At 73.4% G+C, this 25,721-nt stretch carries 22 protein-coding genes; 9 read left to right on the top strand and 13 right to left on the bottom strand.

Features of this window, described 5'->3' with window-relative positions:
* Positions 1–11: 11 nt before the first annotated feature.
* Genes hutU through hutH form a run of 5 tightly spaced genes read left to right on the top strand, consistent with a single transcriptional unit; the run spans position 12 to position 6,943 of the window.
* Positions 12–1,670 (top strand): urocanate hydratase, encoded by a 1,659-nt coding sequence (hutU, locus tag ACFYPH_RS04465; RefSeq protein WP_387178887.1) that lies wholly within the window; start codon positions 12–14, stop codon positions 1,668–1,670.
* Entirely contained in the window at positions 1,667–2,869 is a 1,203-nt protein-coding gene (locus ACFYPH_RS04460) for an allantoate amidohydrolase (protein WP_387178884.1), read from the top strand. The genes hutU and ACFYPH_RS04460 overlap by 4 nt, the downstream gene beginning before the upstream one ends.
* On the top strand, positions 2,860–4,227 hold the full coding sequence (locus ACFYPH_RS04455; RefSeq protein WP_387178881.1) for a formimidoylglutamate deiminase: 1,368 nt from the start codon (positions 2,860–2,862) through the stop codon (positions 4,225–4,227). The genes ACFYPH_RS04460 and ACFYPH_RS04455 overlap by 10 nt, the downstream gene beginning before the upstream one ends.
* Entirely contained in the window at positions 4,224–5,408 is a 1,185-nt protein-coding gene (gene hutI / locus ACFYPH_RS04450) for an imidazolonepropionase (RefSeq protein ID WP_387178878.1), read from the top strand. Before ACFYPH_RS04455 ends, hutI begins: the two co-directional genes overlap by 4 nt.
* A complete protein-coding gene (gene hutH, locus ACFYPH_RS04445) occupies positions 5,405–6,943 on the top strand; it encodes a histidine ammonia-lyase (protein WP_387178875.1) in 1,539 nt (512 codons plus the stop codon). The genes hutI and hutH overlap by 4 nt, the downstream gene beginning before the upstream one ends.
* A gap of 62 nt (positions 6,944–7,005) precedes the next feature.
* On the opposite strand, the gene rdgB is transcribed toward hutH, so the two are convergent.
* The 11 genes from rdgB to ACFYPH_RS04390 all read right to left on the bottom strand — a co-directional run bounded on the left by rdgB (position 7,006) and on the right by ACFYPH_RS04390 (position 16,182).
* A complete protein-coding gene (gene rdgB, locus ACFYPH_RS04440) occupies positions 7,006–7,623 on the bottom strand; it encodes an RdgB/HAM1 family non-canonical purine NTP pyrophosphatase (RefSeq protein WP_387178872.1) in 618 nt (205 codons plus the stop codon).
* A gap of 52 nt (positions 7,624–7,675) precedes the next feature.
* Complete coding sequence (gene rph / locus ACFYPH_RS04435; protein WP_363940576.1) at positions 7,676–8,401, bottom strand: ribonuclease PH; 726 nt, start codon at positions 8,399–8,401, stop codon at positions 7,676–7,678.
* A gap of 10 nt (positions 8,402–8,411) precedes the next feature.
* Positions 8,412–9,581 carry a glycosyltransferase gene (locus ACFYPH_RS04430; protein WP_387178869.1) on the bottom strand — a complete coding sequence of 390 codons (1,170 nt, stop codon included), beginning with the start codon at positions 9,579–9,581 and terminating at the stop codon, positions 8,412–8,414.
* Positions 9,578–10,723, bottom strand: coding sequence for a glycosyltransferase family 4 protein (locus ACFYPH_RS04425; protein ID WP_387178866.1), 1,146 nt, complete (start codon positions 10,721–10,723; stop codon positions 9,578–9,580). Before ACFYPH_RS04425 ends, ACFYPH_RS04430 begins: the two co-directional genes overlap by 4 nt.
* 89 nt (positions 10,724–10,812) lie before the next feature.
* Positions 10,813–11,556, bottom strand: a complete 744-nt coding sequence (locus ACFYPH_RS04420) for an MBL fold metallo-hydrolase (RefSeq protein ID WP_354855133.1) — start codon at positions 11,554–11,556, stop codon at positions 10,813–10,815.
* Positions 11,557–11,781: 225 nt separating this feature from the next.
* Positions 11,782–12,747 carry a cysteine synthase gene (locus ACFYPH_RS04415; protein WP_354855132.1) on the bottom strand — a complete coding sequence of 322 codons (966 nt, stop codon included), beginning with the start codon at positions 12,745–12,747 and terminating at the stop codon, positions 11,782–11,784.
* An 11-nt stretch (positions 12,748–12,758) separates the two neighbouring features.
* Positions 12,759–13,130, bottom strand: coding sequence for a MoaD family protein (locus tag ACFYPH_RS04410; RefSeq protein WP_387178862.1), 372 nt, complete (start codon positions 13,128–13,130; stop codon positions 12,759–12,761).
* A gap of 66 nt (positions 13,131–13,196) precedes the next feature.
* Complete coding sequence (locus ACFYPH_RS04405) at positions 13,197–13,685, bottom strand: M67 family metallopeptidase (protein WP_354855130.1); 489 nt, start codon at positions 13,683–13,685, stop codon at positions 13,197–13,199.
* A 46-nt stretch (positions 13,686–13,731) separates the two neighbouring features.
* The gene (locus tag ACFYPH_RS04400) at positions 13,732–14,232 is read right to left on the bottom strand and encodes a DUF2017 domain-containing protein (protein WP_354855215.1); all 501 of its coding nucleotides are present in this window, start codon (positions 14,230–14,232) and stop codon (positions 13,732–13,734) included.
* Between the two features lie 2 nt (positions 14,233–14,234).
* On the bottom strand, positions 14,235–14,525 hold the full coding sequence (gene clpS / locus ACFYPH_RS04395; RefSeq protein ID WP_234581506.1) for an ATP-dependent Clp protease adapter ClpS: 291 nt from the start codon (positions 14,523–14,525) through the stop codon (positions 14,235–14,237).
* Between the two features lie 148 nt (positions 14,526–14,673).
* Positions 14,674–16,182, bottom strand: coding sequence for a hypothetical protein (locus ACFYPH_RS04390; RefSeq protein ID WP_387178858.1), 1,509 nt, complete (start codon positions 16,180–16,182; stop codon positions 14,674–14,676).
* A gap of 238 nt (positions 16,183–16,420) precedes the next feature.
* Here ACFYPH_RS04390 and ACFYPH_RS04385 point away from each other — a divergent pair, with 238 nt between their 5' ends.
* Genes ACFYPH_RS04385 through ACFYPH_RS04370 form a run of 4 tightly spaced genes read left to right on the top strand, consistent with a single transcriptional unit; the run spans position 16,421 to position 22,303 of the window.
* Positions 16,421–19,099: a LuxR C-terminal-related transcriptional regulator gene (locus ACFYPH_RS04385; protein WP_355066917.1), complete on the top strand. Its 2,679-nt coding sequence runs from the start codon at positions 16,421–16,423 to the stop codon at positions 19,097–19,099.
* A gap of 16 nt (positions 19,100–19,115) precedes the next feature.
* Positions 19,116–20,402, top strand: coding sequence for a nicotinate phosphoribosyltransferase (locus tag ACFYPH_RS04380; protein WP_387178854.1), 1,287 nt, complete (start codon positions 19,116–19,118; stop codon positions 20,400–20,402).
* Positions 20,403–20,433: 31 nt separating this feature from the next.
* A complete protein-coding gene (locus tag ACFYPH_RS04375) occupies positions 20,434–21,015 on the top strand; it encodes a nicotinamidase (RefSeq protein WP_354855126.1) in 582 nt (193 codons plus the stop codon).
* A 40-nt stretch (positions 21,016–21,055) separates the two neighbouring features.
* Complete coding sequence (locus ACFYPH_RS04370; RefSeq protein WP_354855125.1) at positions 21,056–22,303, top strand: MFS transporter; 1,248 nt, start codon at positions 21,056–21,058, stop codon at positions 22,301–22,303.
* Positions 22,304–22,712: 409 nt separating this feature from the next.
* Here ACFYPH_RS04370 and ctaD read toward each other — a convergent pair whose 3' ends face one another.
* Entirely contained in the window at positions 22,713–24,470 is a 1,758-nt protein-coding gene (gene ctaD, locus ACFYPH_RS04365; RefSeq protein WP_354855124.1) for a cytochrome c oxidase subunit I, read from the bottom strand.
* 130 nt (positions 24,471–24,600) lie between these two features.
* Entirely contained in the window at positions 24,601–25,707 is a 1,107-nt protein-coding gene (locus ACFYPH_RS04360) for an FAD-dependent monooxygenase (protein WP_354855123.1), read from the bottom strand.
* Between the last annotated feature and the right edge of the window lie 14 nt (positions 25,708–25,721).

Below are 25,721 nucleotides of genomic sequence, written 5' to 3'. Positions count from 1 at the left end.
GGAGACCGCAGATGACCCAGCCCATCCGTGCCGCACGGGGCAGCCAGCTCACCACCCGCGGGTGGCAGCAGGAGGCCGCCCTGCGGATGCTGATGAACAACCTCGACCCGGAGGTGGCCGAACGCCCCGACGACCTGGTCGTCTACGGCGGCACCGGCAAGGCGGCACGGGACTGGCCGTCGTACCACGCGTTGGTCCGTACGCTGACCGACCTGCGCGAGGACGAGACGATGCTGGTGCAGTCGGGCCGCCCGGTCGGGGTCATGCGCACCCACGAGTGGGCGCCCCGGGTGCTGCTGGCCAACTCGAACCTGGTCGGTGACTGGGCGACCTGGCCGGAGTTCCGCCGCCTCGAACAGCTCGGCCTGACCATGTACGGGCAGATGACCGCCGGATCGTGGATCTACATCGGCACCCAGGGCATCCTCCAGGGCACCTACGAGACGTTCGCGGCGGTGGCCGCCAAGAGGTTCGGAGGAAGTCTCGCCGGCACGCTGACGCTGACCGCCGGCTGCGGCGGAATGGGTGGCGCGCAGCCCCTCGCGGTCACCATGAACGACGGCGTCTGCCTGATCGTGGACGTGGATCGCACCCGGCTCGACCGTCGCGTGCACGACCGCTACCTGGACGAGGTCGCCGACTCGCTGGACGACGCCGTCGAGCGGGCCCTCGCGGCGAAGCGGGACCGGCGGGCGTTGAGCGTCGGCGTCGTCGGCAATGCCGCCGAGGTCTTTCCCGAGCTGCTCAGCCGGGGCGTCGAGATCGACATCGTGACCGACCAGACCAGCGCGCACGACCCGCTGGCGTACCTCCCGGTGGGGGTCGAGCTGGCCGACGCCCGCGACTACGCCGCAGCGAAGCCGGCCGAGTTCACCGACCGGGCCCGAGCGTCGATGGCGAAGCACGTCGAGGCGATGGTGGGCTTCCTCGACGCCGGCGCCGAGGTGTTCGACTACGGCAACTCGATCCGGGGCGAGGCGCAGCTCGGCGGCTACCAGCGGGCCTTCGACTTCCCCGGTTTCGTGCCCGCGTACATCCGGCCGCTGTTCTGCGAGGGCAGGGGCCCGTTCCGGTGGGCGGCGCTCTCCGGCGACCCGGCCGACATCGCGGCCACCGACCGGGCCATCCTGGACCTGTTCCCGGAGAACGAGTCGCTGGCCCGGTGGATCAAGCTGGCCGGCGAGCGGGTCGCCTTCCAGGGCCTGCCGGCCCGGATCTGCTGGCTCGGTCAGGGCGAACGGGACCGGGCGGGTGTGCGGTTCAACGACATGGTCGCCTCCGGTGAACTCTCCGCCCCGGTGGTGATCGGCCGCGACCACCTGGACACCGGCAGCGTCGCCAGCCCGTACCGGGAGACCGAGGGGATGGCCGACGGCTCCGACGCCATCGCCGACTGGCCGCTGCTCAACGCGCTTGTCAACACGGCCAGCGGCGCGTCGTGGGTGTCGATCCACCACGGCGGTGGCGTCGGCATCGGGCGGTCGATCCACGCCGGGCAGGTCTGCGTGGCCGACGGCACCGCACTCGCGGGGCAGAAGATCGAGCGGGTGCTCACCAACGACCCGGCGATGGGCGTCATCCGGCACGCCGACGCCGGCTACGACAGCGCCCGCGAAGTCGCCGAGCGCACCGGGGTACGGGTGCCGATGGCCGAGGGTGGCAACTCGTGACGGACCACCTTCCCGGCCGGTTCCGGGCGCTGTGGGACGAGATCACGCCGGTCGGACGGGACGCCGGCAGCGGCGGCTACCTGCGCTACGCGTTGACCGAGCCGGAGCAGGAGCTGCGGTCCTGGTTCCGTGCGCAGGCACAGCGGCGGGGCCTGCCGGTCACCGAGGACGGCAACGGCAACCTGTTCGCCCACTGGGGCGACCCCGAGGGCTCCGACGCGGTGCTGACCGGCAGCCACTTCGACTCGGTGCCGCACGGCGGGGCGTACGACGGGCCGCTCGGCATCGTCAGCGCGTTCCTGGCCGTGGACGAGCTACGCGCCGCCGGCGTCACCCCCGTCCGACCGCTGGTGCTGGGCGCGTTCGTCGAGGAGGAAGGCGCCCGTTTCGGCGTACCCTGTCTGGGGTCGCGGCTGCTCACCGGCGCGCTGGCGGCCGACCGCGCGGCCGGCCTGCGCGACGCGGCCGGGGTGAGCTTCGCCGACGCGCTCGGCGCCCGGCCGGCGGGCGCCCGACCGGAGCTGCTGGGCCGGTTCGGCGCCTTCGTGGAACTGCACGTCGAGCAGGGCCGCGCGCTGATCGACACGGACGCTCCGGTCGGTGTGGCCAGCGCGATCTGGCCGCACGGCCGCTGGCGCTTCGAAGTGGTCGGCGAGGGCAACCACGCGGGTACGACCCGGATGGCCGACCGCCGCGACCCGATGCTCACCTACGCGTTCACGGTGCTGGCGGCCAACAAGGAGGCCCGGCTGCGCGGCGCGCACGCCACCGTGGGCCGGGTCGCCGTCGAGCCCAACGCCACCAACGCCATTCCGTCGAAGGTGACCGGCTGGCTGGACGCCCGCGCCGCCGACCCCGAGACGCTGGCCGGGCTGGTCGACGCGGTCCGGGGCAAGCTCACCGAGCGGGCCCGCCGCGACGGTACGGAGGTGACCGTCACCGAGGAGTCGGTGACCCCGCTGGTCGCCTTCGACGGCGGGCTGGCCAGACGCCTGGCCGCGCTGCTCGACGCGCCGGTGCTGCCGACCGGCGCGGGGCACGACGCCGGGGTGCTCGCCGCGCACCTGCCCACCGCGATGCTCTTCGTGCGCAACCCGACCGGGGTGTCGCACTCCCCCGCCGAGGCCGCGACCGACGACGACTGCGCCGCCGGGGTGCGCGCGCTGGCCCGCGTGCTGGAGGAGCTGACATGCCGCTGACCCCGACCCGCTGGCTCGCCGAGTACGCCTGGCTGCCCAATCTCGCCCAGCCCACGCCCGACGTGCTCATCGAGACGGACGCAGGGGTGATCACCGGTGTGACCGCGTTGGCCGCGCCCGGTCGGCCGAGCGCCGGTGTGGACGTGTACGCCGACGCGGTGCCGCTGCCCGGCCTGACCCTGCCCGGCCTCGCGAACGTGCACTCGCACGCCTTCCACCGGGCTCTGCGCGGGCGTACCCACGGCGGCCGGGGCGACTTCTTCAGCTGGCGGGACCGGATGTACGCGGTGGCGGACCGGCTGGACCCGGACACCTACCTGGCGCTGGCCCGCGCCGTCTACGCCGAGATGGCCCTCGCGGGGATCACCTGCGTCGGCGAGTTCCACTACCTGCACCATCGACCCGACGGCGGCGCGTACGACGACCCGAACGCGATGGGCGCGGCGCTTGTCGAGGCCGCCGCGCACGCCGGTATCCGGCTCACCCTGCTGGACGCCTGCTACCTGAGCGCCGGGGTGGACGGCCGGCCGCTCGCGGGGCCGCAGCGGCGCTTCGGCGACGGCGACGCGGTCCGCTGGGCGCAGCGGGTGTCGGCGTTCCAGCCGGCGGACTCGCACGCCCGGGTGGGCGCGGCCGTGCACTCGGTGCGGGCGGTCCCGGCGGAGCAGTTGCGCGCGGTCGCCGACTGGGCCCGGGAGCGGCGCGCACCGCTGCACGTACACCTCTCCGAGCAGCCCGCCGAGAACGACGAGTGCCGGGCCGTGCACGGGCGTACGCCCACCGCGCTGCTCGCCCAGCACGGCGTGCTCGGGCCGGAGACCACCGCCGTGCACGCCACCCACCCGACCAGCGGAGACCTGACGCTGCTCGCCGACAGCCGGACCGGGGTGTGCCTCTGCCCCACCACCGAACGCGACCTCGCCGACGGCATCGGCCCGGCCCGGCGGATGGCCGACGCGGGGATCCGGCTGAGCCTGGGCAGCGACAGCCACGCCGTGATCGACCTGTTCGAGGAGGCCCGGGCGGTGGAGCTGGACGAGCGGCTGCGCACCCGCCGGCGCGGCCACTTCACGCCGGCGGGCCTGCTGACCATGGCGACCGCTGCCGGGCACGCGGCGCTGGGCTGGGCCGACGCCGGGCGGATCGCCGTGGGCGCCCGCGCCGACCTGGTCACGGTACGACTCGACAGCGCCCGCACCGCCGGGGTGCCGCCGGTGGGGGCGTTCTTCGCAGCCGGGGCGGCCGACGTCGACCAGGTCGTGGTGGACGGCCGCGTGGTGGTGGCCGAGGGCCGGCACCTGAGCGTCGACGTGCCGGCCGAACTGTCGGCGTCGATCGAGGCGGTGATCCGCTCATGAGCGCTCTGCTGGTGGACAACATCGGCGAGCTGGTCACCAACGGCGTCGGCGAGGGCCCGCTGGGCATCCGCCGCGAGGCGGCCGTGCTGATCGAGGAGGGCCGGGTGGCCTGGGTCGGGCCGGCCGCGTACGCGCCGGCCGCCGACCGGCGGATCGACGCCGCTGGCGCCGCCGTACTGCCCGGCTTCGTGGACAGCCACGCGCACCTGGTCTTCGCCGGGGACCGGGCCGCCGAGTTCGCCGCCCGGATGGCCGGCGAGCCCTACACCGGCGGTGGCATCCGGACCACTGTCGGCGCGACCCGGGCCGCCAGCGACGACGAGCTGCGGGCCACCGTGCGCCGGCTGCGCGGGGAGGCGCTGCGCCAGGGCACCACGACCATCGAGATCAAGAGTGGGTACGGGCTGACCGTCGCCGACGAGGCCCGTTCGCTGCGGATCGCCGCCGAGTTCACCGAGGACGCCACCTTCCTGGGTGCCCACGTGGTGCCCGCCGAGTACGCCGACCGCCCCGACGACTACGTCGGACTGGTCTGCGGGCCGATGCTGGCCGCCGCCGCGCCGCACGCGAAGTGGATCGACGTCTTCTGCGAGCGGGGTGCCTTCGACGTGGACCACGCCCGCGCCATCCTCGCCTGCGGGCAGGCCGCCGGGCTGGGCGTACGGCTGCACGCCAACCAGCTCGGCCCCGGCCCGGGTGTGCAGCTCGGGGTGGAGCTGGACGCGGCAAGCGTGGACCACTGCACCCACCTGTCCGACGCCGACATCGACGCGCTCGCCGGCACGGCCCACAGCGACGGGTCGGGCACCCGCACGGTCGCCACCCTGCTGCCCGGTGCCGAATTCTCCACCCGCTCGCCGTACCCGGACGCCCGCCGGCTGCTCGACGCCGGAGTCACCGTGGCCCTGGCGACGGACTGCAACCCCGGCTCGTCGTACACCTCGTCGATGCCGTTCTGCATCGCCCTCGCCGTCCGGGAGATGCGGATGACCCCGGCGGAGGCGCTGTGGGCGGCGACCGCCGGCGGCGCACGGGCCCTGCGCCGCGACGACGTCGGCGTGCTCACCCCCGGCGCACGGGCCGACCTGGTCGTCCTGGACGCGCCGTCGTACCTGCACCTGGCCTACCGGCCCGGTGTCCCCCTGATCCACCAGGTAATACGCAACGGAGTTCCACAGTGACGACCGTGATCATTCAACCCACCGGTATCACCGCCGACGACGTCCTCGCGGTCGCGCGCGGCACCGCGACGGTGACCCTCGACCCGGCCACCCGCGACGCGATGGCGACCAGCCGCGCGATCGTGGACGGCATCGAGGCCGCCGGGCGGCCCGTGTACGGCGTGTCGACCGGGTTCGGCGCGCTCGCCAACACGTTCGTCGCGCCGGAGCGGCGGGCCGAGCTGCAACACGCGCTGATTCGCTCGCACGCCGCCGGGGTGGGCGCCCCGATGCCGCGCGAAGTGGTGCGGGCCATGATGCTGCTGCGGGTCCGCTCGCTCGCCCTGGGCCGCTCCGGGGTCCGCCCGCAGGTCGCCGAGGCGCTCGTCGACCTGCTCAACCACGACATCACCCCGTGGGTGCCGGAGCATGGTTCGCTGGGCGCCTCCGGCGACCTCGCGCCGTTGGCGCACTGCGCGTTGGTGCTGCTCGGTGAGGGCTGGGTGCTCGGCCCGGCCGGCGAGCGGCAGGACGCCGCCGACGCGTTGACCGCCGCCGGGCTCAAGCCGATCGAGCTGGCCGCCAAGGAGGGGCTGGCGCTGATCAACGGCACCGACGGCATGCTCGGCATGCTGCTGCTGGCCATCCACGACGCGGCGCACCTGTTCGCCATGGCGGACGTGACCGCCGCGCTGGCCATCGAGGCGATGCTCGGCTCGGAGCGGCCGTTCCTGCCCGAGCTGCACGCCATCCGTCCGCATCCCGGCCAGGCGGCGTCGGCGGCGAACATCCACCGGCTGTTGCAGGACTCCCGCGTCATGGACTCGCATCGCGACGACCTGGCGCACGCCGTGCAGGACGCGTACTCGATGCGCTGCGCGCCGCAGGTGGCCGGCGCGGCCCGGGACACCCTGGACTTCGTCCGCACGGTCGCGGCCCGGGAACTGGTGTCGGTCGTGGACAACCCGGTGGTGCTGCCCGACGGCCGGGTCGAATCCACCGGAAACTTCCATGGCGCGCCGCTGGGCTTCGCCGCCGACTTCCTCGCCATCGCCGCTGCCGAGGTGGGCGCGATCGCCGAGCGGCGGGTGGACCGGCTGCTGGACGTCACCCGCTCCCGGGAACTGCCCGCGTTCCTCTCTCCCGACGCCGGGGTCAACTCCGGCCTGATGATCGCCCAGTACACGGCGGCCGGGATCGTCGCGGAGAACCGTCGGCTCGCCGCCCCCGCCTCGGTGGACTCGCTGCCCACCAGCGGCATGCAGGAGGACCACGTCTCGATGGGCTGGGCGGCGGCCAAGAAGCTGCGGACCGTGTTGGACAACCTCACCAGTCTGCTCGCGGTGGAGTTGCTGGCCGGCGTACGCGGGTTGCAACTGCGCGCGCCGCTGGTGCCGTCGCCGGCCGGCCGGGCCGCCGTGGTCGCCCTGGGCACGGCGGCTGGCGAACCCGGCCCGGACGTGTTCCTCGCCCCGGTGCTGGAGGCCGCCCGCGCGGTGCTGGCCGGGCCGGAGCTACGCGCCGCCATCGAACGGGAGGTCGGCCCACTGGGCTGACCTTCGCGGGTCGCTGTCGTCCGCCGCGGGTCAGGCGGCGGGCGGCAGCACCTCCGCGACCGTCAGGCGGCGGGCGGCAGCACCTTCGCGACGAGCTTGGCCAGCTCCCGCAGCGCCTTGCCCCGGTGGCTGACCGCGTCCTTCTCCTGCGGGGTCAGCTCGGCGTTGGTCCGGTCCTGCCCGTCGCCAAGGAAGATCGGGTCGTAGCCGAACCCGCCGTCGCCGCGCGGCGCGCGCAGCACCCGACCGGACTGCCGGCCGTCGACCAGGTGCTCCTTGCCGCCGGGCAGCACCAGCGCCACCGTGCAGACGAAGGACCCGGCCCGGTGCTCGTCCGGCACGTCGGCGATCTGGTCGAGCACCAGGCGGAGGTTGGCCCCGTCGTCGCCGTGCCGACCGGACCAGCGGGCGCTGAACACGCCCGGCATCCCGTTCAGCGCGTCCACGGCGAGCCCGGAGTCGTCGGCGATCGTCGGCAGCCCCGTACGCCGGCAGCCCTCCCGCGCCTTGATCAGCGCGTTCTCGCCGAAGGTGAGGCCGGTCTCCGGCAGCTCCGGGTACTCGTCGACGTCGTCGAGGCCGAGCAGGGCGATCCGGTGCGCGCCGAGCGCGCCGTCCAGGATCCGCTGAAGCTCCACCAGCTTCTTACGGTTACGGGTGGCCAGCAGGACCTTGTTCATGCGGAACCACCTTCGTTCGCGACTGCGGGGCTCGCAAGCTCACTCCTCGCGCTCACGAGAGTGCCTTCCGCTGGGCTTCGGCCAGATCCGCGCACCCGGCCACGGCCAGGTCGAGCAGGCTGTCGAGCTGGTCGCGGGCGAACACGCCCGCCTCGCCGGTGCCCTGCACCTCGACGAAGTCGCCCGCGCCGGTGCACACCACGTTCATGTCCACCTCGGCGGCCACGTCCTCCTCGTAGCAGAGGTCCAGTCGCGCCTCGCCGGCGACGATCCCGACGCTGACCGCCGCCACCGACCGGTGCATCACCTTCTCCGGCTTGCCGGCCAACGCCTTGCGGGCGGCCAGCCAGCCCACCGCGTCGTGCAGCGCCACGTACGCGCCGGTGATCGCAGCCGTGCGCGTGCCGCCGTCGGCCTGGAGCACGTCGCAGTCGAGCACGATCGAGTTCTCGCCGAGCGCCTTGAGGTCGATGCTCGCGCGCAGGCTGCGCCCGATCAGGCGGGAGATCTCGTGGGTACGGCCACCGACGCGGCCCTTGACGCTCTCCCGGTCCGAGCGGGTGTTGGTGGCCCGGGGCAGCATCGCGTACTCGGCGGTCACCCAGCCGAGCCCGGAGCCCTTGCGCCAGCGGGGCACGCCCTCGGTGACGCTCGCCGTGCAGAGCACCCGGGTGCCGCCGAACTCGACGAGCACCGAGCCCTCCGGATGGGTGCTCCAGCCCCGGGTCAGGGTCACCGGTCGGAGTTGAGAGGGCCCTCGCCCGTCAGGTCGCGCCATGCCCTGCACCCTATGCGGTGCGGCGATCCGCCTCCCCCGGGGTGTCCCGAGCAGCGTGCGCGTCGTGCACCCGCAGGAATCCGGCGACCGCCGCCGGCCAGCCGAACTCCTGGGCCCGAGCGCGGGCGGCCCGCCGCCGCGCCGCCTCCGGCCGGGCCACGAGCCGGGTCACGGCCTCGGCCATCGACGCCCCGGAGCCGTACGCGGCCAGCCCGGCCGAGCCGACCACCTCGGGCAACGCGCTCGCGGCGTTCACCACCACCGGGGTGCCGCAGGCCAGCGCCTCCAACCCGGCGAGGCCGAAGGTCTCCACCGGGCCGGGCGCCAGCACCACGTCCGCGCTGGCGAGCAGCGCGGCCACCGTCGCGCGGTCGGGCAGGTGACCGGTGAACGTGACCGGCAGGCCGGCGGCCCGGCGGGCCAGCGACGCGCGCAACGGCCCGTCCCCGGCCAGCACCAGCACCGCCGGCACGCCCGAGCGGCGCAGCTCGACGAGGGTTTCGACCGCCAGCTCCGGCCGCTTCTCCGGAGACAACCGGGCGCAGTGTACGAGCAGCAGTTCGGTCGAATCGGCGTAGCGCTCACGCATCCCCGGGTCGGCCCGGTCCGGTCCGAAGGTGTCCAGGTCCACCCCGAGCGGCACGAGATCCACGTTGTCGGCGCCGATGCGGTCGAACTCCTCGGCCGCCCACCGGGTCGTGCACACGATCCGGTCGTACGCCCGGCTGGTGGCTCGATTGAGCCGGTCGGCGATCGGCCGCCGCAGCACGTCCGGCACACCCCACTGGCCGAGCAGCCCGGTCAGCGACTCGTGCGAGACCATCACCGACGGCACCCCGTGCGCCTTCGCCCAGCCGCCCGTCCAACGCAGCGACGACCGGTCGGACACCTCCAGCCGGTCCGGCGCCAGCTCGGCGAGCACCCGGGCCAGCCGCTGCCGGCCGGCCAGCAGCCGGTAGCCGCCGGTGCCGGGCAGCTCCACGCCGGGCAGGGTCACCACCCGACCCCACGGGTGCCACTCGTGGGCGTCGCGTCGACCGGGCACCACAAGCACCGGATCGTGCCCCGCCGCGCGGTAGCCCTCGCCGAGGTGTCGCAGCGCGGTGCGCAGGCCACCGGAGCGCGCGGTCACGAAGTTCGCGAGCCGGACGATCCGCAGCCCGCCGGCCGTCCCCGTCACGACGCGGCCGGCAGGCCCACGGTGGCGGCCTGGGCGCGTACCGCGCGGTAGTGCCCGACCAGCTCGTCGCCGACGGCCGCCCAACTGCGCCGGCGGACCGCGGCCCGGGCGGCCACCCCGTACGCCCGCCGCCGGTCGGCGTCCCCGGCCAGCTCGGCCACCGCGGCGGCGAGGGCGTCCCCGTCGTCCGGCGGGACCAGCAGCCCGGTCGTTCCCGAGTCGACCAGATCGACAGGCCCGCCACTGGCCGGCGCGACCACCGGCACCCCGGAGGCCAGCGCCTCCTGGAGGGTCTGGCCGAACGTCTCGTGCGGCCCGGTGTGCACGAACACGTCCAGGCTGGCGTAGAGCCGGGCCAGGTCCTCGCCGTGCTGCACCCCGAGGAAGTTCACCCCCGGCAGCGCCCGGGCCAGCTGGCGGCGGGCGGGGCCGTCGCCGGCCACCACGACCCGCACGCCCGGCAGCCGGGACGTCGCCGCCAGCAGCTCCACCCGCTTCTCCGGGGCCAGCCGGCCGACGTAGCCGACCAGCAGCTCCCCGCCGGGGGCCAGCCGGTGCCGCAGGTCCGCGCACCGCTTGGCCGGGTCGAACCGGACGGCGTCCACGCCCCGGCCCCACAACCAGATCCGCTGCACCCCGTTGGCGATCAGGTCGGCCGCCGCCCGGGTCGACGGCGCGAGGGTCCGCTGCGCCAGATTGTGGATCTCCCGAAGCCGCCGCCACGCGGCGGCCTCACCCCAACTCACCCGGTACGCCCTGGCGTAGGCCGCCACGTCGGTCTGGTAGACCGCCACCATGGGCAGCCCGTACCGGCTGGCGAGGGTGGCCGCCCGGGCGCCGAGGATGAACGGGCTGGCCAGGTGCACCACGTCGGGCGCGGCCGACAGCAACGCCCCCGCCAGCCGGTTGGTGGTCGGCACGCCCAGCCGGAAGCCCTGGTAACGGGGCAACGGCACGCTCGGGATACGCACCACCGGGTAGGGCAGCCCCTCGATGTCCCGCCGCGCCGCCCCGGGTGGTGCGGGCGCGATGACGACCGGTTCGTGGCCCCGGGCCAGCAGGTGCTCCGCCGTGCGCACCACGGAGTGCGCGACGCCGTTCACGTCCGGCGGGAACGACTCGGTCACGATGGCGATCCGCATGCCCACACCGTGCTGGTGCCACGGGTGCCCCAGGCGACCGGCCGCTGACCGGCCGGCGAACAGTTCGGCACAACACCGCCGCGCGGCGGTCAGATGTCGTAGCTGGCGCCGGCCCGGACCACCTCGAGCGGCCCGGTGTACGCGGCGGCAGCCGACTCCAACGTGTGCGCCTCGCTGCCCCACGCCGCGACCAGGTGGGTGAGCAGCAGCCGGCCCACCACCGCCTTGGTCGCCGTCTCGCCCGCCTCCCGGCCGGTCAGGTGCAGGTCCGGAGGATTGTCCACGCCGTCGAGGTAACTGGCCTCGCACAGGAACACGTCGGCATTCTGCGCCAGGCGCAGCAACGCGTCGCAGGGCGCGGTGTCCGACGAGTAGCACAGCGACCGACCGCCGTGCTCCAACCGCACGCCGTACGTCTCGACGGGATGGTTGACCCGGTCGACGGTGACGGTGAACGGCCCGATCGGGAAGGTGCCCGGCTGCAACGCGTAGAACTGGTAGACGTCCTCCACCGTGCCGTCGTCGCCGTACGCGGCGCTGAGCCGGTCCGGTGCGCCCGAGGGCGCGTACACCGGCAACGGCGGGTAGGGGCCGTCCGGGGCGTACCGGCGGACCACCACGTACGACACGGCGTCGAGGATGTGGTCACAGTGCAGGTGGGTCAGCAGGATCGCGTCGGGGGCGTGCAGCCCTACGTAGCGCTGGAGGCTGGACAGCGACCCCGAGCCGAAGTCGACCAGGAGGCGGAAGCCGTCCGCCTCGACGAGATAGGCGGAGCACGGCGACTCGGGGCCGGGAAAGCTACCGGCACACCCCAGGACAGTCAGTCGCATCGGGTCGTCTCACTGTCACTGTCAGTAGCATCCATGCCGGCGGTCGTCCCGGCCATGATCTCTACCGACGCGTACGCCACGCTGCGCAGCCTACGCTGGGGTGCCCGAGGACAAGAATCATCCGTTGGAAGTTGTCACGAACGTGACACCCGCTCACAGCGGCGCGGGCGACGAACGGGCCACCGACGCGTACGCCGATGGCCCGTTCGCGCAAAACCCCTGCGGTCAGGCCCAGAGCTGCCCCTCCAGCGCGTCCTCGGCATCCGCGAGGGTGCCGCCGTACGCGCCGGTGGACAGATACTTCCAGCCGCCGTCGCAGACCACGAACGCCACATCGGCACGCCGGCCGTCGCGGACCGCCTCGTGCGCCACCGCCAGCGCGGCGTGCAGGATCGCGCCGGTGGAGAACCCGGCGAAGATGCCCTCCACCTCGACGAGCTGACGGGTCCGCAGCACCGCGTCCCGGGTGCCGACCGAGAAGCGCCGGGACAGCACCGAGGCGTCGTACAGCTCCGGCACGTACCCCTCGTCGATGTTGCGCAGGCCGTAGACCAGCTCGCCGTAGCGCGGCTCGGCCGCCACGACCTGGATGCCCTCGACCTTCTCGCGCAGGTAGCGCCCGGTGCCCATCAGGGTGCCGGTGGTGCCCAACCCGGCCACGAAGTGCGTGATGGTGGGCAGGTCGTGCAGCAGCTCCGGACCGGTCGTCTCGTAGTGCGCCCGCGCGTTGGCCTCGTTGCCGTACTGGTAGAGCATCACCCAGTCCGGGTGCTCGGCGGCGATCTGCTTGGCCGTCGCGACGGCCTGGTTGGACCCGCCCGCCGCCTCCGAGAAGATGATCTCCGCCCCGTACATGCGGAGCAGCTGGACCCGCTCGGTGGAGACGTTCTCGGGCATCACGCAGACCAGCCGGTACCCGCGCAGCTTGGCCACCATCGCCAGCGAGATGCCGGTGTTGCCGCTGGTCGGCTCCAGGATGGTGTCACCCGCCCGGAGTCGGCCGGCCTCCTCCGCCGCGCGGACCATGAACAGCGCCGCGCGGTCCTTGATGCTGCCCGTCGGGTTCCGGTCCTCCAGCTTCGCCCAGAGCCGCACCGGCGGCGCGCCGTCGGGCACCGTCGGCGAGAGCCGGGGCAGACCAACGAGCGGCGTGCCCCCACAGGCGTCGAGCAGGCTGTCGTACCGCGCCATGGCGGCCGCCCTCAGCGCGCGGCGACGGCGGTCGCCGCGCGGTGCGAGCTGATCGCCGCTGCCGCGGCGCTGTGCGAGCTGATCGCCGCTGCCGCGGCGAAGCCGAACGCGCCGCCGGCCACGGCCGGCAGGATGGTGACGCTGTCGCCGTCGGAGAGCTTCGCGTCGAGCGCACCGAGGAAGCGGACGTCCTCGTCGTTGACGTAGACGTTCACGAAACGGTGCAGCGCGCCGGCCTCGGTGATCAGGCGGCCACGCAGCCCGGCGTGCCGGGAGTCCAGGTCGGTGAGCAGGTCGCCCAGCGTGTCGCCGGCGCCCTCGACGACCTTGGCGCCGCCGGTGTAACTGCGCAGGATGGTGGGGATGCGAACCTCGATGGCCATGATGTCGTGCTCCTCAAACGGGTGTGCCAACGGTGACGGGACGGAACGGGTGCGAACGCTGACGGGTCAGCGGCCGGAACACTCGTAGTCGACCGTCGCCGGGCTCTGCCCGAACATGTAGGACTGCACGGCGTGCGGGTCGACCCCGGCCTCCACGATCTGGACCGGCTCCTCGGTCACCACGCCGTCGACGATCCGGAACGACCGGATCTCCTCCGAGTCGGGCTCACGGGTCGAGACGAGCAGGTAGTGCGCGCCCGGCTCGCCGGCGAAGGAGACATCGGTGCGGGACGGGTACGCCTCGGTGGCGGTGTGCGAGTGGTAGATGACCACGGGCTCCTCGTCCCGGTCGTCCATCTCCCGCCACACCCGCAGATGCTCCATCGAGTCGAACTCGTAGAAGGTCATCGACCGGGCGGCATTGTCCATCGGGATGTGCCGGGTCGGGGTGTCGCTGCCGACGGCACCGGCGACGACGCCGCACGCCTCGTCGGGGTGGTCCCGGCGCGCGTGGGCGACGATCGCGTCGATGATCGACCGGTCGATGCTCAGCACGTGCACCAGCCTAACGCCTACCGGGCAGGCCCTGAAGTGGTGCCGGTCACGCCTCGTCGATCAAGGCGTTGAGCAGCGACTCCTGTAGATACCCGAGGTACGCGTAGACCGACAGTTGGAACACCCGGCTGGAGCCGGGATCCTCGGTCACCGCGTCGTCCAACTCCTCACCCAGGTCAGTGCCGTCCTTGATCTCCAGCCGGACGCCCATCGCCAGCCGCGCGTCGTTGAGCGCCCGCAGCCACGCCTCCGCCGCCTCGGCGTCCAACCGCACCTCGCCGCCGGCCTCGTCGGGCAGCGCGGCCAGAATGGCCCCGGCCTGGTCGATCTTGGCAGTCTTCAGATCACCCTCGGTGTAGCGGCGGAACTCGGCGGTGCCGCTCGCATCCTTCGGGTAGACCGCCGGGAACAGCCGGCCCACGACCGGGTCCGTGTGGTCGAAACCGTCGGTGAGCAGACCGACCACCTCGGAGGCGACCTTTCGCAGCACCCGCACTTCGTCCACGGCGAAGGTGGCGACATAGCGGCCGGCCTGCCGCCGGAACATGCTCACGAGCGGTCCACCGTCGCCCACAGCCCGTACGCGTGCAACTGCGACGCGTCGTGCTCCATCCGCTCCCGGGCGCCCGTGGAGACCACGGCGCGGCCCTTGTGGTGCACGTCCAGCATGAGCTGCTCCGCCCTCTCCCGGCTGTAGCCGAACAGCTTCTGGAAGACCCAGGTCACGTACGTCATCAGGTTGACCGGGTCGTCCCACACGATCGTCACCCATTGCCGGTCGGGCGCCGGCACCTCGTCAGTGGCCGGCGTCTCGACCGGTGCAACCTGTGGAGCCGCCATGCCCCCCATCGTGCCACCGGTTTCCCGGAACCGAGGAACCGGAACGCCGGGCGAACCAGGATCACCCGCCGTGGCCACCCCGGAGCCGGCCCGCACCCCGTCGGACGCGAGGCGCGGGGCGGGCCCGAGCCGGGAGATGGCCACGCCGTCAGGCGAGCAGGATGCCGTGGTCGACTGCATCGGAGAGCACCACGCCCAGCGAGAGGCGGATCACCTCGAACCGTCGGGAGATCTCCCGGGAAAGCTCCAACTCGACCTCCCGCAACGCCCGCTGGGACCAGGCGCGCGCGGCGCTGTGGTCATCGTTGCCCGGGGTACGCCACTGCTGCCAGCACCCGCCGGAGAGCGCCACCGCGACCGGCGGAAGCACCTCGTCACGGGTCGCCGTCGGATAGCCGGCGAGCGCGTCGATCGCCTCCGCGCCGGTCAGCCCGGCCACACCCGCCGTACTCGTGATCAGCAGGACCCGGTCCAGGTCGCGCCCGGAGCGGTGGTCGGCCAGGCCGTACTGGACGGCGGTGGCGATCCGGCGGCGGACGCCCTCGGTCGGTGTCGCGCCGAGCACCTGGGCGGCGGTGTCGGCCACGATGCCCCGCACCGCGTGGTCGCACTGCGCGGTGGCCAGCAGCGACAACGCCGCCATCTCCCGGTCGAGCAGGTCCGGCAGGCCGGCGCAGCCGACCCCGAAGACGATCTCCTGGACGGCCCGGAGATGGACGTTCGCCAACTCCAGTGCCAGGTGCTGGCGGATCCGCTGGGAGCAGGACCGGACCTGTCGGTCGAGCCGCTCGGACCAGTCCCCCGGGTCGGCGGACACCGCCACCCGGTCGTGCTGCCCCGGCAGCACGGGCGGATCGGCGCTGGCCCGCTGCAACCCCTCGTTCGCCGACCAGCCCACCAGCGCCCGGCGCAGGTCGGCGGCGGAATCGGCGCCGTCGACCGGGAACCACCGCGCGCCGGCCAGGGAGGGGACCGCGGCCAGCAGCGCCGCCCGGTGCGCCTCGACGATCACCGCCACCGGGTCCACCTCATCCGGCCGGCCGTCGGGCGGCGAGACGGACGCCCCCGCGTCCTCCGTCAGCACCCCGCCGTCGGCCGGCGGCGCCCAACCGGCCGCACCCGGGGTCACCGCGAAGACGACCTCCACCGGGGCAGCGGCCACGTCGGCGAGCAGATTCAGCTCCTGGGCCGTGAACGCCTGGTCGGCCGCGATCACGAAGAGCAGCGCGCCGGCCCGGCCGACGGCCTCGCGCAGCACCCGGACGCCGGCCACGCCGAGCGCGCCCGTGTCCGGTGTGTCGACCAGGGTGAAGTGGCGCAGCAGGGGCTCGGGCACGCTCAGCTCGACCCGCCGGGGTGGGCGGGCCAACGCCGGGCCGGCGGCGTCCCGGTCCGCGCCGTACGAGTGCGGCTGGCGGTAGCCGGGGACGAAGGCCGCCCGCGTGGGCACCTGGGCGTGCCGGACCAGCAGCCAACTGCCCGCCGGCACGGTGAGCATCACCGGGTCGAGCCCGACGAGGCTGGCGAGGACCGCACGCCGGTCGGCGCCGGCCGGGCCGACGGCGACCACGCCGAGCGGCTCGTCCGCCCGGGGACGGGGCACGCCGAGGTCGGTGGGCAGCGGGCTGCAGCTCGGCAGGTCGGCTGAGCTGGCCATGTCACCGGGCGAGTCGAGCGAAGGGAGAGGGCCCTGCTGCATCGGGTGGCCTCCCGGGGCAGGCGACCGGCGCGCCGGTCGCGTGGAATTCCGGTGACACTACCCGGATGCCGGAAGAGTACGTTCGGCCGGCCGACCAGGCGGAACAGTTCGGATACTCACCGGTAATTGTGCGACTACTCAACTTCGGTGCGTGACGGTGCGGGCGCGGACGGAATTCGATGGATATGCTGCGCGGATGAGTCGATGGAAGTTCGTCGGCCGAACCGATGAGCTCAACCGCCTGCTGGCGGCGGTGACCGGCGAGGCCGGCCGAGGGCTCTTCTTCAGCGGCAGCGCGGGCATCGGCAAGAGCCGGCTGCTACGCGAGGGCGTCAACACCCTGCCCACCGACCGGTACGCGATCTGGTCCATCGCGGCCAGCGCCACCACGGCGGCGCTGCCCTTCGGCGGGCTGGTGCAGGTCCTCCCGGCGGAGCAGCCCCAGGGCCTCTCCCCCGCCGGCATACTCCGCTGGGCGCTGGGCGTTCTGCAACAGCAGGCCGCCGGCCGCCGGATCGTGCTCGCCATCGACGACGCGCACCTGCTCGACCCGCCCTCCGCGGCGCTGGTGCATCTGGTCGCCCGCGCCGACAACGCCACAGTCGTGGGCACCCTGCGCGACGGCGAACAGATCCCGCTGCCGATCCGCGCACTCTGGACCGACGACCTGGTCGAGCACGTCGAGCTGACCCCCATGCCACCGTCGGAGACCGCCGGCCTGCTGGCGGCGATCCTGGGCGGCCCGGTCGACGCCGGCTCCGCCGACCGGCTCGGCCGGCTGTCGGCCGGCAACCCGCTGCTGCTGCGCGAGCTGGTGCACGCCGCCAGCGGCAGCGAGGAGTTGAAGCGCACCTACGGGATCTGGAAGTGGACCGGGCGGCTGGAGCTGGCACCCAGCCTCACCGAGCTGATCGACACCCGCGTCGGGCAGCTCACCGACGGCGTTCGCACGGTCGTCGAGCTGGTCGCCTTCGGCGAGCCACTCGGCCTTCACCTGCTCAACCAGGCCGCCGAGCAGTCCGATGTGGAGTACGCCGAGGAACGCGGCCTGATCACCGTCGTCCAGCACGACCGGCGGACCAACGTACGCCTGGCCCACCCGCTCTACGGCGAGGTGATGCGTCGCCGGTGCCCGGTCAGCCGCACCCGACGCCTCCAGGCGCACCTCGCCGAGCTGCTGGAACAGGTCGGCAAGCGCCGCCGCGACGACCTGCTGCGGGTGGCGGTCTGGCGGCTCGACTCGGGCACCGCACAGGACGCCGCCCTGCTCGTGGACGCCGCGATGCAGGCGTTCACCCGCTACGACGTACCGCTGGCGACCCGGCTGGCCCGGGCCGCGCTGAACGCCGACGGCGGCTCGGACGCGGCGGAGCTGCTGGCCACGATTCTGATGTTCGCCGACCGACCGGACGAGGCGATCACCGTTCTCGACGCGGTGACCCCGGAGGCCGGGGACGAGCGGCGGCTCTGCCGGTGGCTGACCGTCCGCGGCATGGTCAGCTACTGGGGGCTCAGTCAAGAGTCCACGGTGGAGGAGATCGCGAGCCGGGTCGAGGAGCTCGGCGACTCGGCCGACCGCGCCCGGGTGCACGCCTTCGAGGCAATCATGCGGCTGCACCGGCTCGACACGGTCACCGCCGTACGGCTCAGCCAGACCGTGCTCGATCGGCCCGCCGCCGGCATCGCCGCCCGTGAACTGGCCCGCAGCACCATCGCGTACGTCCAGGCCGCCCAGGGTCAGCTGTCGCGCAGCGGCGCGGCCATCGCGCAGGTGCACTCCGCCGCGGCCAGTTGGCGCACCGACATGCCGTACCTGCAACTGGCCCTGGAGCTGGCCCGCGGCACCCGGCTCATGCTCACCGGCGACCTCGTCGGGATCGACGCGATCGTGGCCGACGAGTTCGCCGACCTGGCCGGTGCCGGTGACTTCCGGCTCGGCACCGGATACCTGGCCATTCTCCAGGCGTACGCCGCGCGGCTGCGCGGGCAGAGCGACTCGGCGATGCGGACGTCGTTGGGCGCCTGCGCGGTGCTGGCGACCAGCCGGGTCTACGCCGGTCTGGCCCAGGCCGAGCGGGCCCAGGCGGCGGCGCTGCGCGGAGACGCGGCGCAGGCCGCCGAGGCGATGGCCGAGGCCGACCGCACCCACGCGCCGGGCATGGCGGTGCTCTACCCGTGGCTGGAGCAGGCCCGGGGTGCGGTGCTCGCCGCGTCGGGTGACCTGCCGGGCGCCGTGAAGCAGCTCAACGACCTGGCCGACCGGCTGCGCGCGGACGGTTTCGCCGGGCACGAGGTGCACGTTCTGCACGACCTGGTCCGGTTGGAGCAGGCCGGCGCGCCCGTCGGGCCCACCTGCTCCGACGGTGGGCGGCGCACCGTGGCGCAGCGCCTCGCCGAGCTGTCCGAGCAGGTGGACGGCGTGCTCCCACCGCTGCTGGCCCGGCACGCCCGGGCCGCGGTGACCGACTCCGCCGCGGATCTGCTCGCGGTCGCCGACGACTACGCCGCGCTGGAGCTGACGGTGTACGCCGCCGAGGCCACCGCACAGGCTCTGCACCGGCTGCGCCAGCAGCACTCGGTGGCGGCCGGCGAGGCCCGCGAGCGTCTGGCGGGGCTGCTCAGCCGCTGCGACCTGATCCGCACGCCGGCGCTGCGGGCCGGGGCGCCGGTGCTGACCGAACGCGAGTGGCAGGTGGCCCGCCTCGCCGCGCACGGTGCGACCAGCAAGGCCATCGCCGAGCGGCTCTACCTCTCCGCCCGCACCGTGGAGAACCACCTGCAGCGGATCTACGCCAAGCTCGGAGTGACCGGCCGGTCCGAGCTGTGGGCCGCGCTGCGGTCGATCCCGGGCCACGAGGGCGGCGGCGCGGGCTGAACCTTAGGCTGGGGCGGTGAGCACCCTCCGCCCCGCGCTGCTGACCGACCACTACGAGCTGACCATGGTCAGTGCGGCACTCAAGGACGGCACCGCCGACCGCCGCTGTGTCTTCGAGGTGTTCAGCCGTCGGCTGCCCAGCGGCCGGCGCTACGGCGTCGTCGCCGGCACCGCGCGGCTGATCGAGCTGATCCGCGACTTCCGGTTCGACCCGGCGGAGGTCGACTTCCTGCGCCGCACCGGAGTGGTCGACGAGGCGGCGGCGGCCTGGCTCACCGACTACCGCTTCACCGGCGACATCGACGGGTACGCCGAGGGTGAGCTGTTCTTCCCCGGTTCGCCGATCCTGACCGTCTCCGGCGGCTTCGCCGAGTGCGTGGTGCTGGAGACGCTGGCGCTCTCCGTGCTCAACCACGACTGCGCGGTGGCCGCCGCCGCGGCGCGGATGGTCACCGCCGCCCGGGGCCGGGCGCTGATCGAGATGGGATCGCGCCGGGCACACGAGGAGGCGGCGGTGGCGGCGGCGCGGGCCGCGTACCTGGCCGGTTTCCGGTTCACCTCCAACCTCGCTGCCGGCGAGCGCTACGGCATCCCGACGGCGGGCACGGCGGCACACGCGTTCACCCTGCTGCACGACGACGAGCGGGCCGCGTTCGCCTCGCAGGTGGCCACGCTGGGCAAGGACACCACGCTGCTGGTCGACACGTACGACATCAGCCAGGGCATCCGCAACGCGATCGCGGTGGCCGGGCCGGAGCTGCGGGCGATCCGGATCGACTCGGGTGACCTCGCGGTGATCGCGCAGCAGTCCCGGGAACTGCTGGACTCACTGGGCGCCACCGAGACGAAGATCATTGTCTCGGGCGACCTGGACGAGTACTCGATCGCGGCGCTGGCCGCCGAGCCGGTCGACATGTACGGCGCGGGGACGGCAGTGGTCACCGGCTCCGGGGCGCCCACGGCGGGGCTGGTCTACAAGCTCGTCGAGGTCGAGGGCCGCCCGGTGGTGAAGCGCTCCGAGCACAAGGCGACCATCGGTGGGCGCAAGGTCGCGGTCCGCCGGCACAAGCCGACCGGCACCGCCACGGAGGAGATCATCGTCCCCCAGGGTGTGCCCGACCGGCAGGCCAACGACCGGATGCTCCAGCGCTCGTACGTGATCGACGGCGAACCCGCGGGTCTGCCCACCCTCGACGAGTCCCGGGAGCACCTGCGCGAGTGCCTCATCTCCATCCCGTGGGAGGGGCTGAAGCTCTCGGCCGGCGACCCGGCCGTGCCGGTCACTGTCGTACCCGCCGCCTGAGCCCGCCGATCCGACCTCGAAGGGACCCCCGATGGCCGACGCGCTGATCATCGTGGACGTGCAGAACGACTTCTGTGAGGGCGGCTCGCTGGCCGTCCCGGGTGGCGCCGGGGTGGCCGCCGGGATCTCCCGGCTGCTCGCCGCCGAGCCGGACCGGTGGCGGCACGTGGTCGCGACGAAGGACTATCACATCGACCCGGGCGCGCACTTCGGCGATCCGCCGGACTTCGTCGAGTCGTGGCCCCGGCACTGCGTGGTCGGCACCAGCGGCTCTGAGTTCCACCCCGAGCTGGAGACCGGTCGGGTCGAGGCGATCTTTCACAAGGGCGAGCACGCGGCGGCGTACTCCGGATTCGAGGGGCACGCCGACGACGGCGAGTGCCTGGCCGACTGGCTGCGTCGGCACGACGTGGACCGGGTCGACGTGGTCGGCATCGCCACCGACCACTGCGTCCGCGCCACCGCGCTCGACGCCGCCCGGGAGGGCTTCGCCACCACCGTCCTGCTGGAGTTGACCGCCGCGGTCGCTCCGGAGACGACCGACGTGGCGCTGCGGGCGATGGACGGCGCCGGCGTGATCCTGCACGGCGAGCCTGTGATCAGGGCCGCATGAGGCGGTAATTTATTGGCCAATGGTCCACCCTCCGTCGAGGATGTCGCCGGAGGTACGGACCAACGTGAACATGAAGCCTTACCGCGCAGCCCTCGCACTGCCCGGCCTGCGGTCGCTGCTGCTGGTCGCCGTCCTCGCCCGCATCCCGCTCACCGCGACCGGGGTCACGCTGACCTTCCACGTCGTGCTCGACCTCGACCGGGGCTACGGCGCGGCCGGCCTGGTGGGCGCCGCCATCACCGTGGGCGCTGCGATCGGTGGGCCGCTGCTCGGCCGACTGGTCGACCGGCGTGGTCTGCGTCCGGTTCTGGTGCTCACCGCCATCGCCGAGGCGATCTTCTGGTCCACCGCGCCCACGCTGCCGTACCCCGTGCTGCTGCCGGCCGCCTTCGTGGCCGGCTCCTTGGCCCTGCCCATCTTCTCGGTGGTCCGCCAGTCGATCGCCGCGCTGGTCCCGGAAGATCAACGACGGCCGGCGTACGCGTTGGACTCCATGTCCGTCGAGCTGTCCTTCATGATCGGCCCGGCGCTGGCGGTGGCCCTGGTCACCGCGATCTCGGCGCAGACCACCATGTACCTCGTCGGCGGCGGCATCGTCGCCGCCGGGATCGCCCTGTGGCTGGTGAACCCGCCGATCCGCGGCGCCGCCGAACCCGCCGGCCCACGGCGCCAGGTGCCTCGGCGGGAGTGGCTGACGCCCCGACTGCTCGCCGTGCTGGCGCTCAGCGCCGCCGCCACCCTGGTGCTCGGCGGCACCGACGTCGCGGTGGTCGCCGTCCTGCGGGCCAGCGGCGAGGTCGGCTGGACCGGCGTCGTGCTGGCTGGCTGGGCGATCGCCTCCCTGGCCGGCGGCTTCGCCTACGGGGCGGTGCACCGCTCGCTCTCCCCGCTGGCCCTCACCGCCGCACTCGCGCTCTGCACCATCCCGGTCGGGTTGGGCGGCGCGCACTGGTGGCTGCTCTGCCTGGCGCTGATCCCGGCCGGCGCGCTGTGCGCGCCGACCATCGCGGCCTCCTCCGACGCCGTCAGCCGTCTGGCCCCGGCCGAGGTACGCGGCGAGGCGATGGGCCTGCACGGTTCGGCGGTCACCGTCGGCATCGCGGTCGGCGCACCGCTCGCCGGCGCGGTGATCGACGGCAGCGCGCCGCTCTGGGGCTTCGTGGTGACCGGAGCGCTCGGCGCGCTGGTCACCCTGATCGTGCTCCCCGGCGAGCTGCGCCGCCGTCGCCACGCCGACGCGGCCACCCCGCCGCCGGTCGAGGCCGATCTCGCCCCCGCCGCCCGCTGACTGCCGCTGGCTACCTCGGGCGACGGCCAGTCGCGGCGGGCGATGGTGCCGGTGGCAGGACCCCTCGGACGTCGGTTGACGGCATGCATACACACACGGATATACCTGTGAGGCATAAATATGTCTCACAGGTATATCGCTCGTCAGTACGGTCACCTCCGGAAGCCGGCCGAGCGGTGCGACGCCGGCCGCGCAAAGGAGGGCGGGGAGTAGAACGGCGGGGGTTGAGCCCGGCCAGAGCAGGCCATCGCCGAGCGGGGCCATCAGCGCCGAGCGCGCAGCACGGTAGGGCGGACCGTCAGAGCCGGGTCGGACCGGGGCTGGGCCAGCCAGGGCGGGACATGGCGAAGGGCGCCGCTCCCGGTGGTCCCGGGGGCGGCGCCCTTCGTACGGTCGAGCGGGTTGAGCGTCAGTGCCGGTCGATGTCGCTGGCGATGTCCTCGCTGTAGCGAGCACCGCCGTCCGACTCGCTGGTGAGCGGCTTGGAGCCACCCTCCGGCGGGCCGGCCAGGCTCTGACCGGCGGCCAGCTCCGGGAACTTCGCGTCGAACGCCGGCCGCTCGGAGCGGATCCGGGGCATCCGGTCGAAGTTGCGCAGCGGCGGCGGGCTGCTGGTCGCCCACTCCAGCGAGTTGCCGTGACCCCAGGGGTCGTTCACCTCGACCACTGGACCGGTCTTGTACGACTTCCAGCAGTTGTAGATGAACGGCAGCGTGGAGATACCGGTGATGAACGCGCCGACCGTGGAGATCGTGTTCAGCGTGGTGAAACCGTCGCCGGGCAGGTAGTCGGCGTACCGGCGGGGCATGCCCTCGGCGCCGAGCCAGTGCTGCACCAGGAAGGTGGTGTGGAAGCCGATCATGGTGAGCCAGAAGTGCACCTTGCCCAGGCGCTCGTCGAGCATCCGGCCGAACATCTTCGGGAACCAGAAGTAGATGCCGGCGAAGACGGCGAACACGATGGTGCCGAAGAGCACGTAGTGGAAGTGCGCCACCACGAAGTACGAGTCCGACACGTGGAAGTCGAGCGGCGGGCTGGCCAGCAGCACACCGGTGAGACCGCCGAAGAGGAAGGTGACCAGGAAGCCGACCGCCCACAGCATCGGCGTCTCGAAGCTGATCTGGCCCCGCCACATGGTGCCGATCCAGTTGAAGAACTTCATGCCGGTCGGCACCGCGATCAGGTAGCTCAGGAAGCTGAAGAACGGCAGCAGCACCTGGCCGGTGGCGAACATGTGGTGCGCCCAGACGCTCATCGAGAGCGCGGCGATCGCGACGGTCGCGGCGACCAGACCCTTGTAGCCGAAGATCGGCTTGCGGGAGAAGACCGGGATGATCTCGCTGATGATGCCGAAGAACGGCAGCGCCACGATGTAGACCTCGGGATGCCCGAAGAACCAGAACAGATGCTGCCAGAGCATCGGCCCACCGGTCGCCGGGTCGTACACGTGGGCGCCGAGGATGCGGTCCGCGGCGAGCGCGAACAGCGCGGCGGCCAGCAGCGGGAAGACCAGGATCACCAGGAGGCTGGTGACCAGGATGTTCCAGGTGAAGATCGGCATCCGGAACATGGTCATGCCGGGCGCACGCAGGGTGAGCACCGTGGTGATCATGTTCACCGCGCCGAGGATGGTGCCCAGGCCGGAGATGGCCAGACCCATGATCCACATGTTGGCGCCGACGCCGGGCGAGTGCTCGACGCTGCTCAGCGGCGCGTACGCGAACCAGCCGAAGTCGGCGGCGCCGCCCGGGGTGATGAAACCGGCGGTCGCCATCGTGCCGCCGAACAGGTACAGCCAGTAGGCGAAGCTGTTCAGGCGGGGGAAGGAAACGTCGGGCGCGCCGATCTGGATCGGCACGATGTAGTTCGCGAAGGCGAACACGATCGGCGTCGCGAAGAACAGCAGCATGATCGTGCCGTGCATCGTGAAGAGCTGGTTGTACTGCTCGGGCGACAGGAACTGCAGCCCGGGTCGGGCCAGCTCAGCCCGCATGATCAGGGCCATCAGGCCGCCGACCATGAAGAACACGAACGCGGTGACCATGTACATGATCCCGATCTGCTTCGCGTCCGTGGTACGCAGCAGCCGCGCGATGGCCGACCCCTTGACCGGCTCCCGGACCGGCCAGGGCCGGGTCACGACCGGCTTGGGTGCGACGGTGGTCACGAGTGGCCTCCGGTTCTCGGTTGTCCCGCTCGGCACACGCTGTTTATCGGCGGGCCGTCATCCGCAAGGAGGATAGTCCCCGGCAGGTCGCAGCGCCGCGTGGGGTGGCGTGACACGATCTACTACGGGCCTACAGCGGGCCGACCAGCAACCGGTAATGCTCCCCGAAGATCCGTCCGCCACGTCCGCGCAACAGCGGGTCGCGCAGCGCCGGCGGCACGTCCCTGGTCCGGTTGCGGTCCCGGGTCCGGTCGGCCACCCAGCGGGTACGCGGGCGACGACGACTCTCGTACGCCACCAGCGCCGCCTCCACGCTGCCGGCGGCGCGCAGCGACTCGGCCAGCACCACGGCGTCCTCCAGGGCCATCGCGGCACCCTGGGACAGGGTCGGCGCGGTGGCGTGCGCGGCGTCGCCGACCAGCAGCACCCGGCCCCGGTACCAGCGGCCCAGCTCGACCTCGTCGGTGATCCCGGCGTGCACCCGGTCGAGCATCGCCAGCACCTCGGGCACCGGGCCCCGGTAGTCGGCGAAGAGTTCGCGCAGCCGGGCCAGCGGGTCGGCGGGCGGCTCGGTGCCCGCCTCGTCGGCGTAGCAGTGCAGCCGCCCCTCCCCGATCGGCACCAGCAGCAGGCCGGAGCGCTGCCCGAGCAGGGCGGTCCAGTCGGTGACGGGCGGGCCGTCACGCAGGACGGCCCGGTAGACGACGTGCCCGGCCGGGCGGGGCGGCCCGCCGAGCGCGGCCAGGGCCCGGACCGAGGAACGCGGCCCGTCGGCGCCGATGACCAGGTCGTACTCGGTGCTGGTGCCGTCGGTGAAGGTGACCCCGACGGCGCGCGGAAGCAGATCGAGGGTGCGGACCTCGGCGCCGTGTCGGACGGCGCCGCCGGCGCCGCTGAGCAGCACCCGGTGCAGGTCCGCCCGGGGCAGCGCCCGGCACTCGCCGACGCCGGCCCAGAGGGCGTCGAGGTCCACCTCGCAGAGGGGCAGCCCAGCGGCGTCGAAGAAGCGCTGCCGGTGGATCACCTGCCCGAGCGGTCGGACCGGGTCGTGCAGGTCCAGCCGGTGCAGCGCGCGGGCGGCGTTGCCGGGCAGGTACAGGCCGGTCTCGGTCGACTCCCCCGGCGGCAGCTTGTCGGTGACGTCCGGCCGGAAACCCGCCAGGCGCAGGGCCCGAGCCACGGCCAGGCCGGCGATGCCCGCGCCGACGATGAGAATGCGCAGGGGGGAGCTACGCATGGTGGTGTACGCCT

This window comes from Micromonospora sp. NPDC005252 (assembly GCF_042872475.1).
Taxonomy (GTDB): domain Bacteria; phylum Actinomycetota; class Actinomycetes; order Mycobacteriales; family Micromonosporaceae; genus Micromonospora.
This window is presented reverse-complemented; position numbering and strand designations above follow the sequence as displayed.

Bases quoted from the DNA above. Each gene is read 5' to 3' on its own strand.
- ACFYPH_RS04390 (WP_387178858.1), bottom strand. From the start codon at position 16,182: ATGGCCAGCTCAGCCGACCTGCCGAGCTGCAGCCCGCTGCCCACCGAC.
- hutU (WP_387178887.1), top strand. From the start codon at position 12: ATGACCCAGCCCATCCGTGCCGCACGGGGCAGCCAGCTCACCACCCGC.
- ACFYPH_RS04360 (WP_354855123.1), bottom strand. From the start codon at position 25,707: ATGCGTAGCTCCCCCCTGCGCATTCTCATCGTCGGCGCGGGCATCGCC.
- clpS (WP_234581506.1), bottom strand. From the start codon at position 14,525: ATGGCGGCTCCACAGGTTGCACCGGTCGAGACGCCGGCCACTGACGAG.
- ACFYPH_RS04420 (WP_354855133.1), bottom strand. From the start codon at position 11,556: ATGCGACTGACTGTCCTGGGGTGTGCCGGTAGCTTTCCCGGCCCCGAG.
- ACFYPH_RS04385 (WP_355066917.1), top strand. From the start codon at position 16,421: ATGAGTCGATGGAAGTTCGTCGGCCGAACCGATGAGCTCAACCGCCTG.
- hutI (WP_387178878.1), top strand. From the start codon at position 4,224: ATGAGCGCTCTGCTGGTGGACAACATCGGCGAGCTGGTCACCAACGGC.
- rph (WP_363940576.1), bottom strand. From the start codon at position 8,401: ATGGCGCGACCTGACGGGCGAGGGCCCTCTCAACTCCGACCGGTGACC.
- rdgB (WP_387178872.1), bottom strand. From the start codon at position 7,623: ATGAACAAGGTCCTGCTGGCCACCCGTAACCGTAAGAAGCTGGTGGAG.
- ACFYPH_RS04370 (WP_354855125.1), top strand. From the start codon at position 21,056: ATGTCGCCGGAGGTACGGACCAACGTGAACATGAAGCCTTACCGCGCA.
- ACFYPH_RS04410 (WP_387178862.1), bottom strand. From the start codon at position 13,130: ATGGCCATCGAGGTTCGCATCCCCACCATCCTGCGCAGTTACACCGGC.
- ACFYPH_RS04455 (WP_387178881.1), top strand. From the start codon at position 2,860: ATGCCGCTGACCCCGACCCGCTGGCTCGCCGAGTACGCCTGGCTGCCC.
- ACFYPH_RS04400 (WP_354855215.1), bottom strand. From the start codon at position 14,232: ATGTTCCGGCGGCAGGCCGGCCGCTATGTCGCCACCTTCGCCGTGGAC.
- ACFYPH_RS04425 (WP_387178866.1), bottom strand. From the start codon at position 10,723: ATGCGGATCGCCATCGTGACCGAGTCGTTCCCGCCGGACGTGAACGGC.
- ACFYPH_RS04415 (WP_354855132.1), bottom strand. From the start codon at position 12,747: ATGGCGCGGTACGACAGCCTGCTCGACGCCTGTGGGGGCACGCCGCTC.
- ACFYPH_RS04375 (WP_354855126.1), top strand. From the start codon at position 20,434: ATGGCCGACGCGCTGATCATCGTGGACGTGCAGAACGACTTCTGTGAG.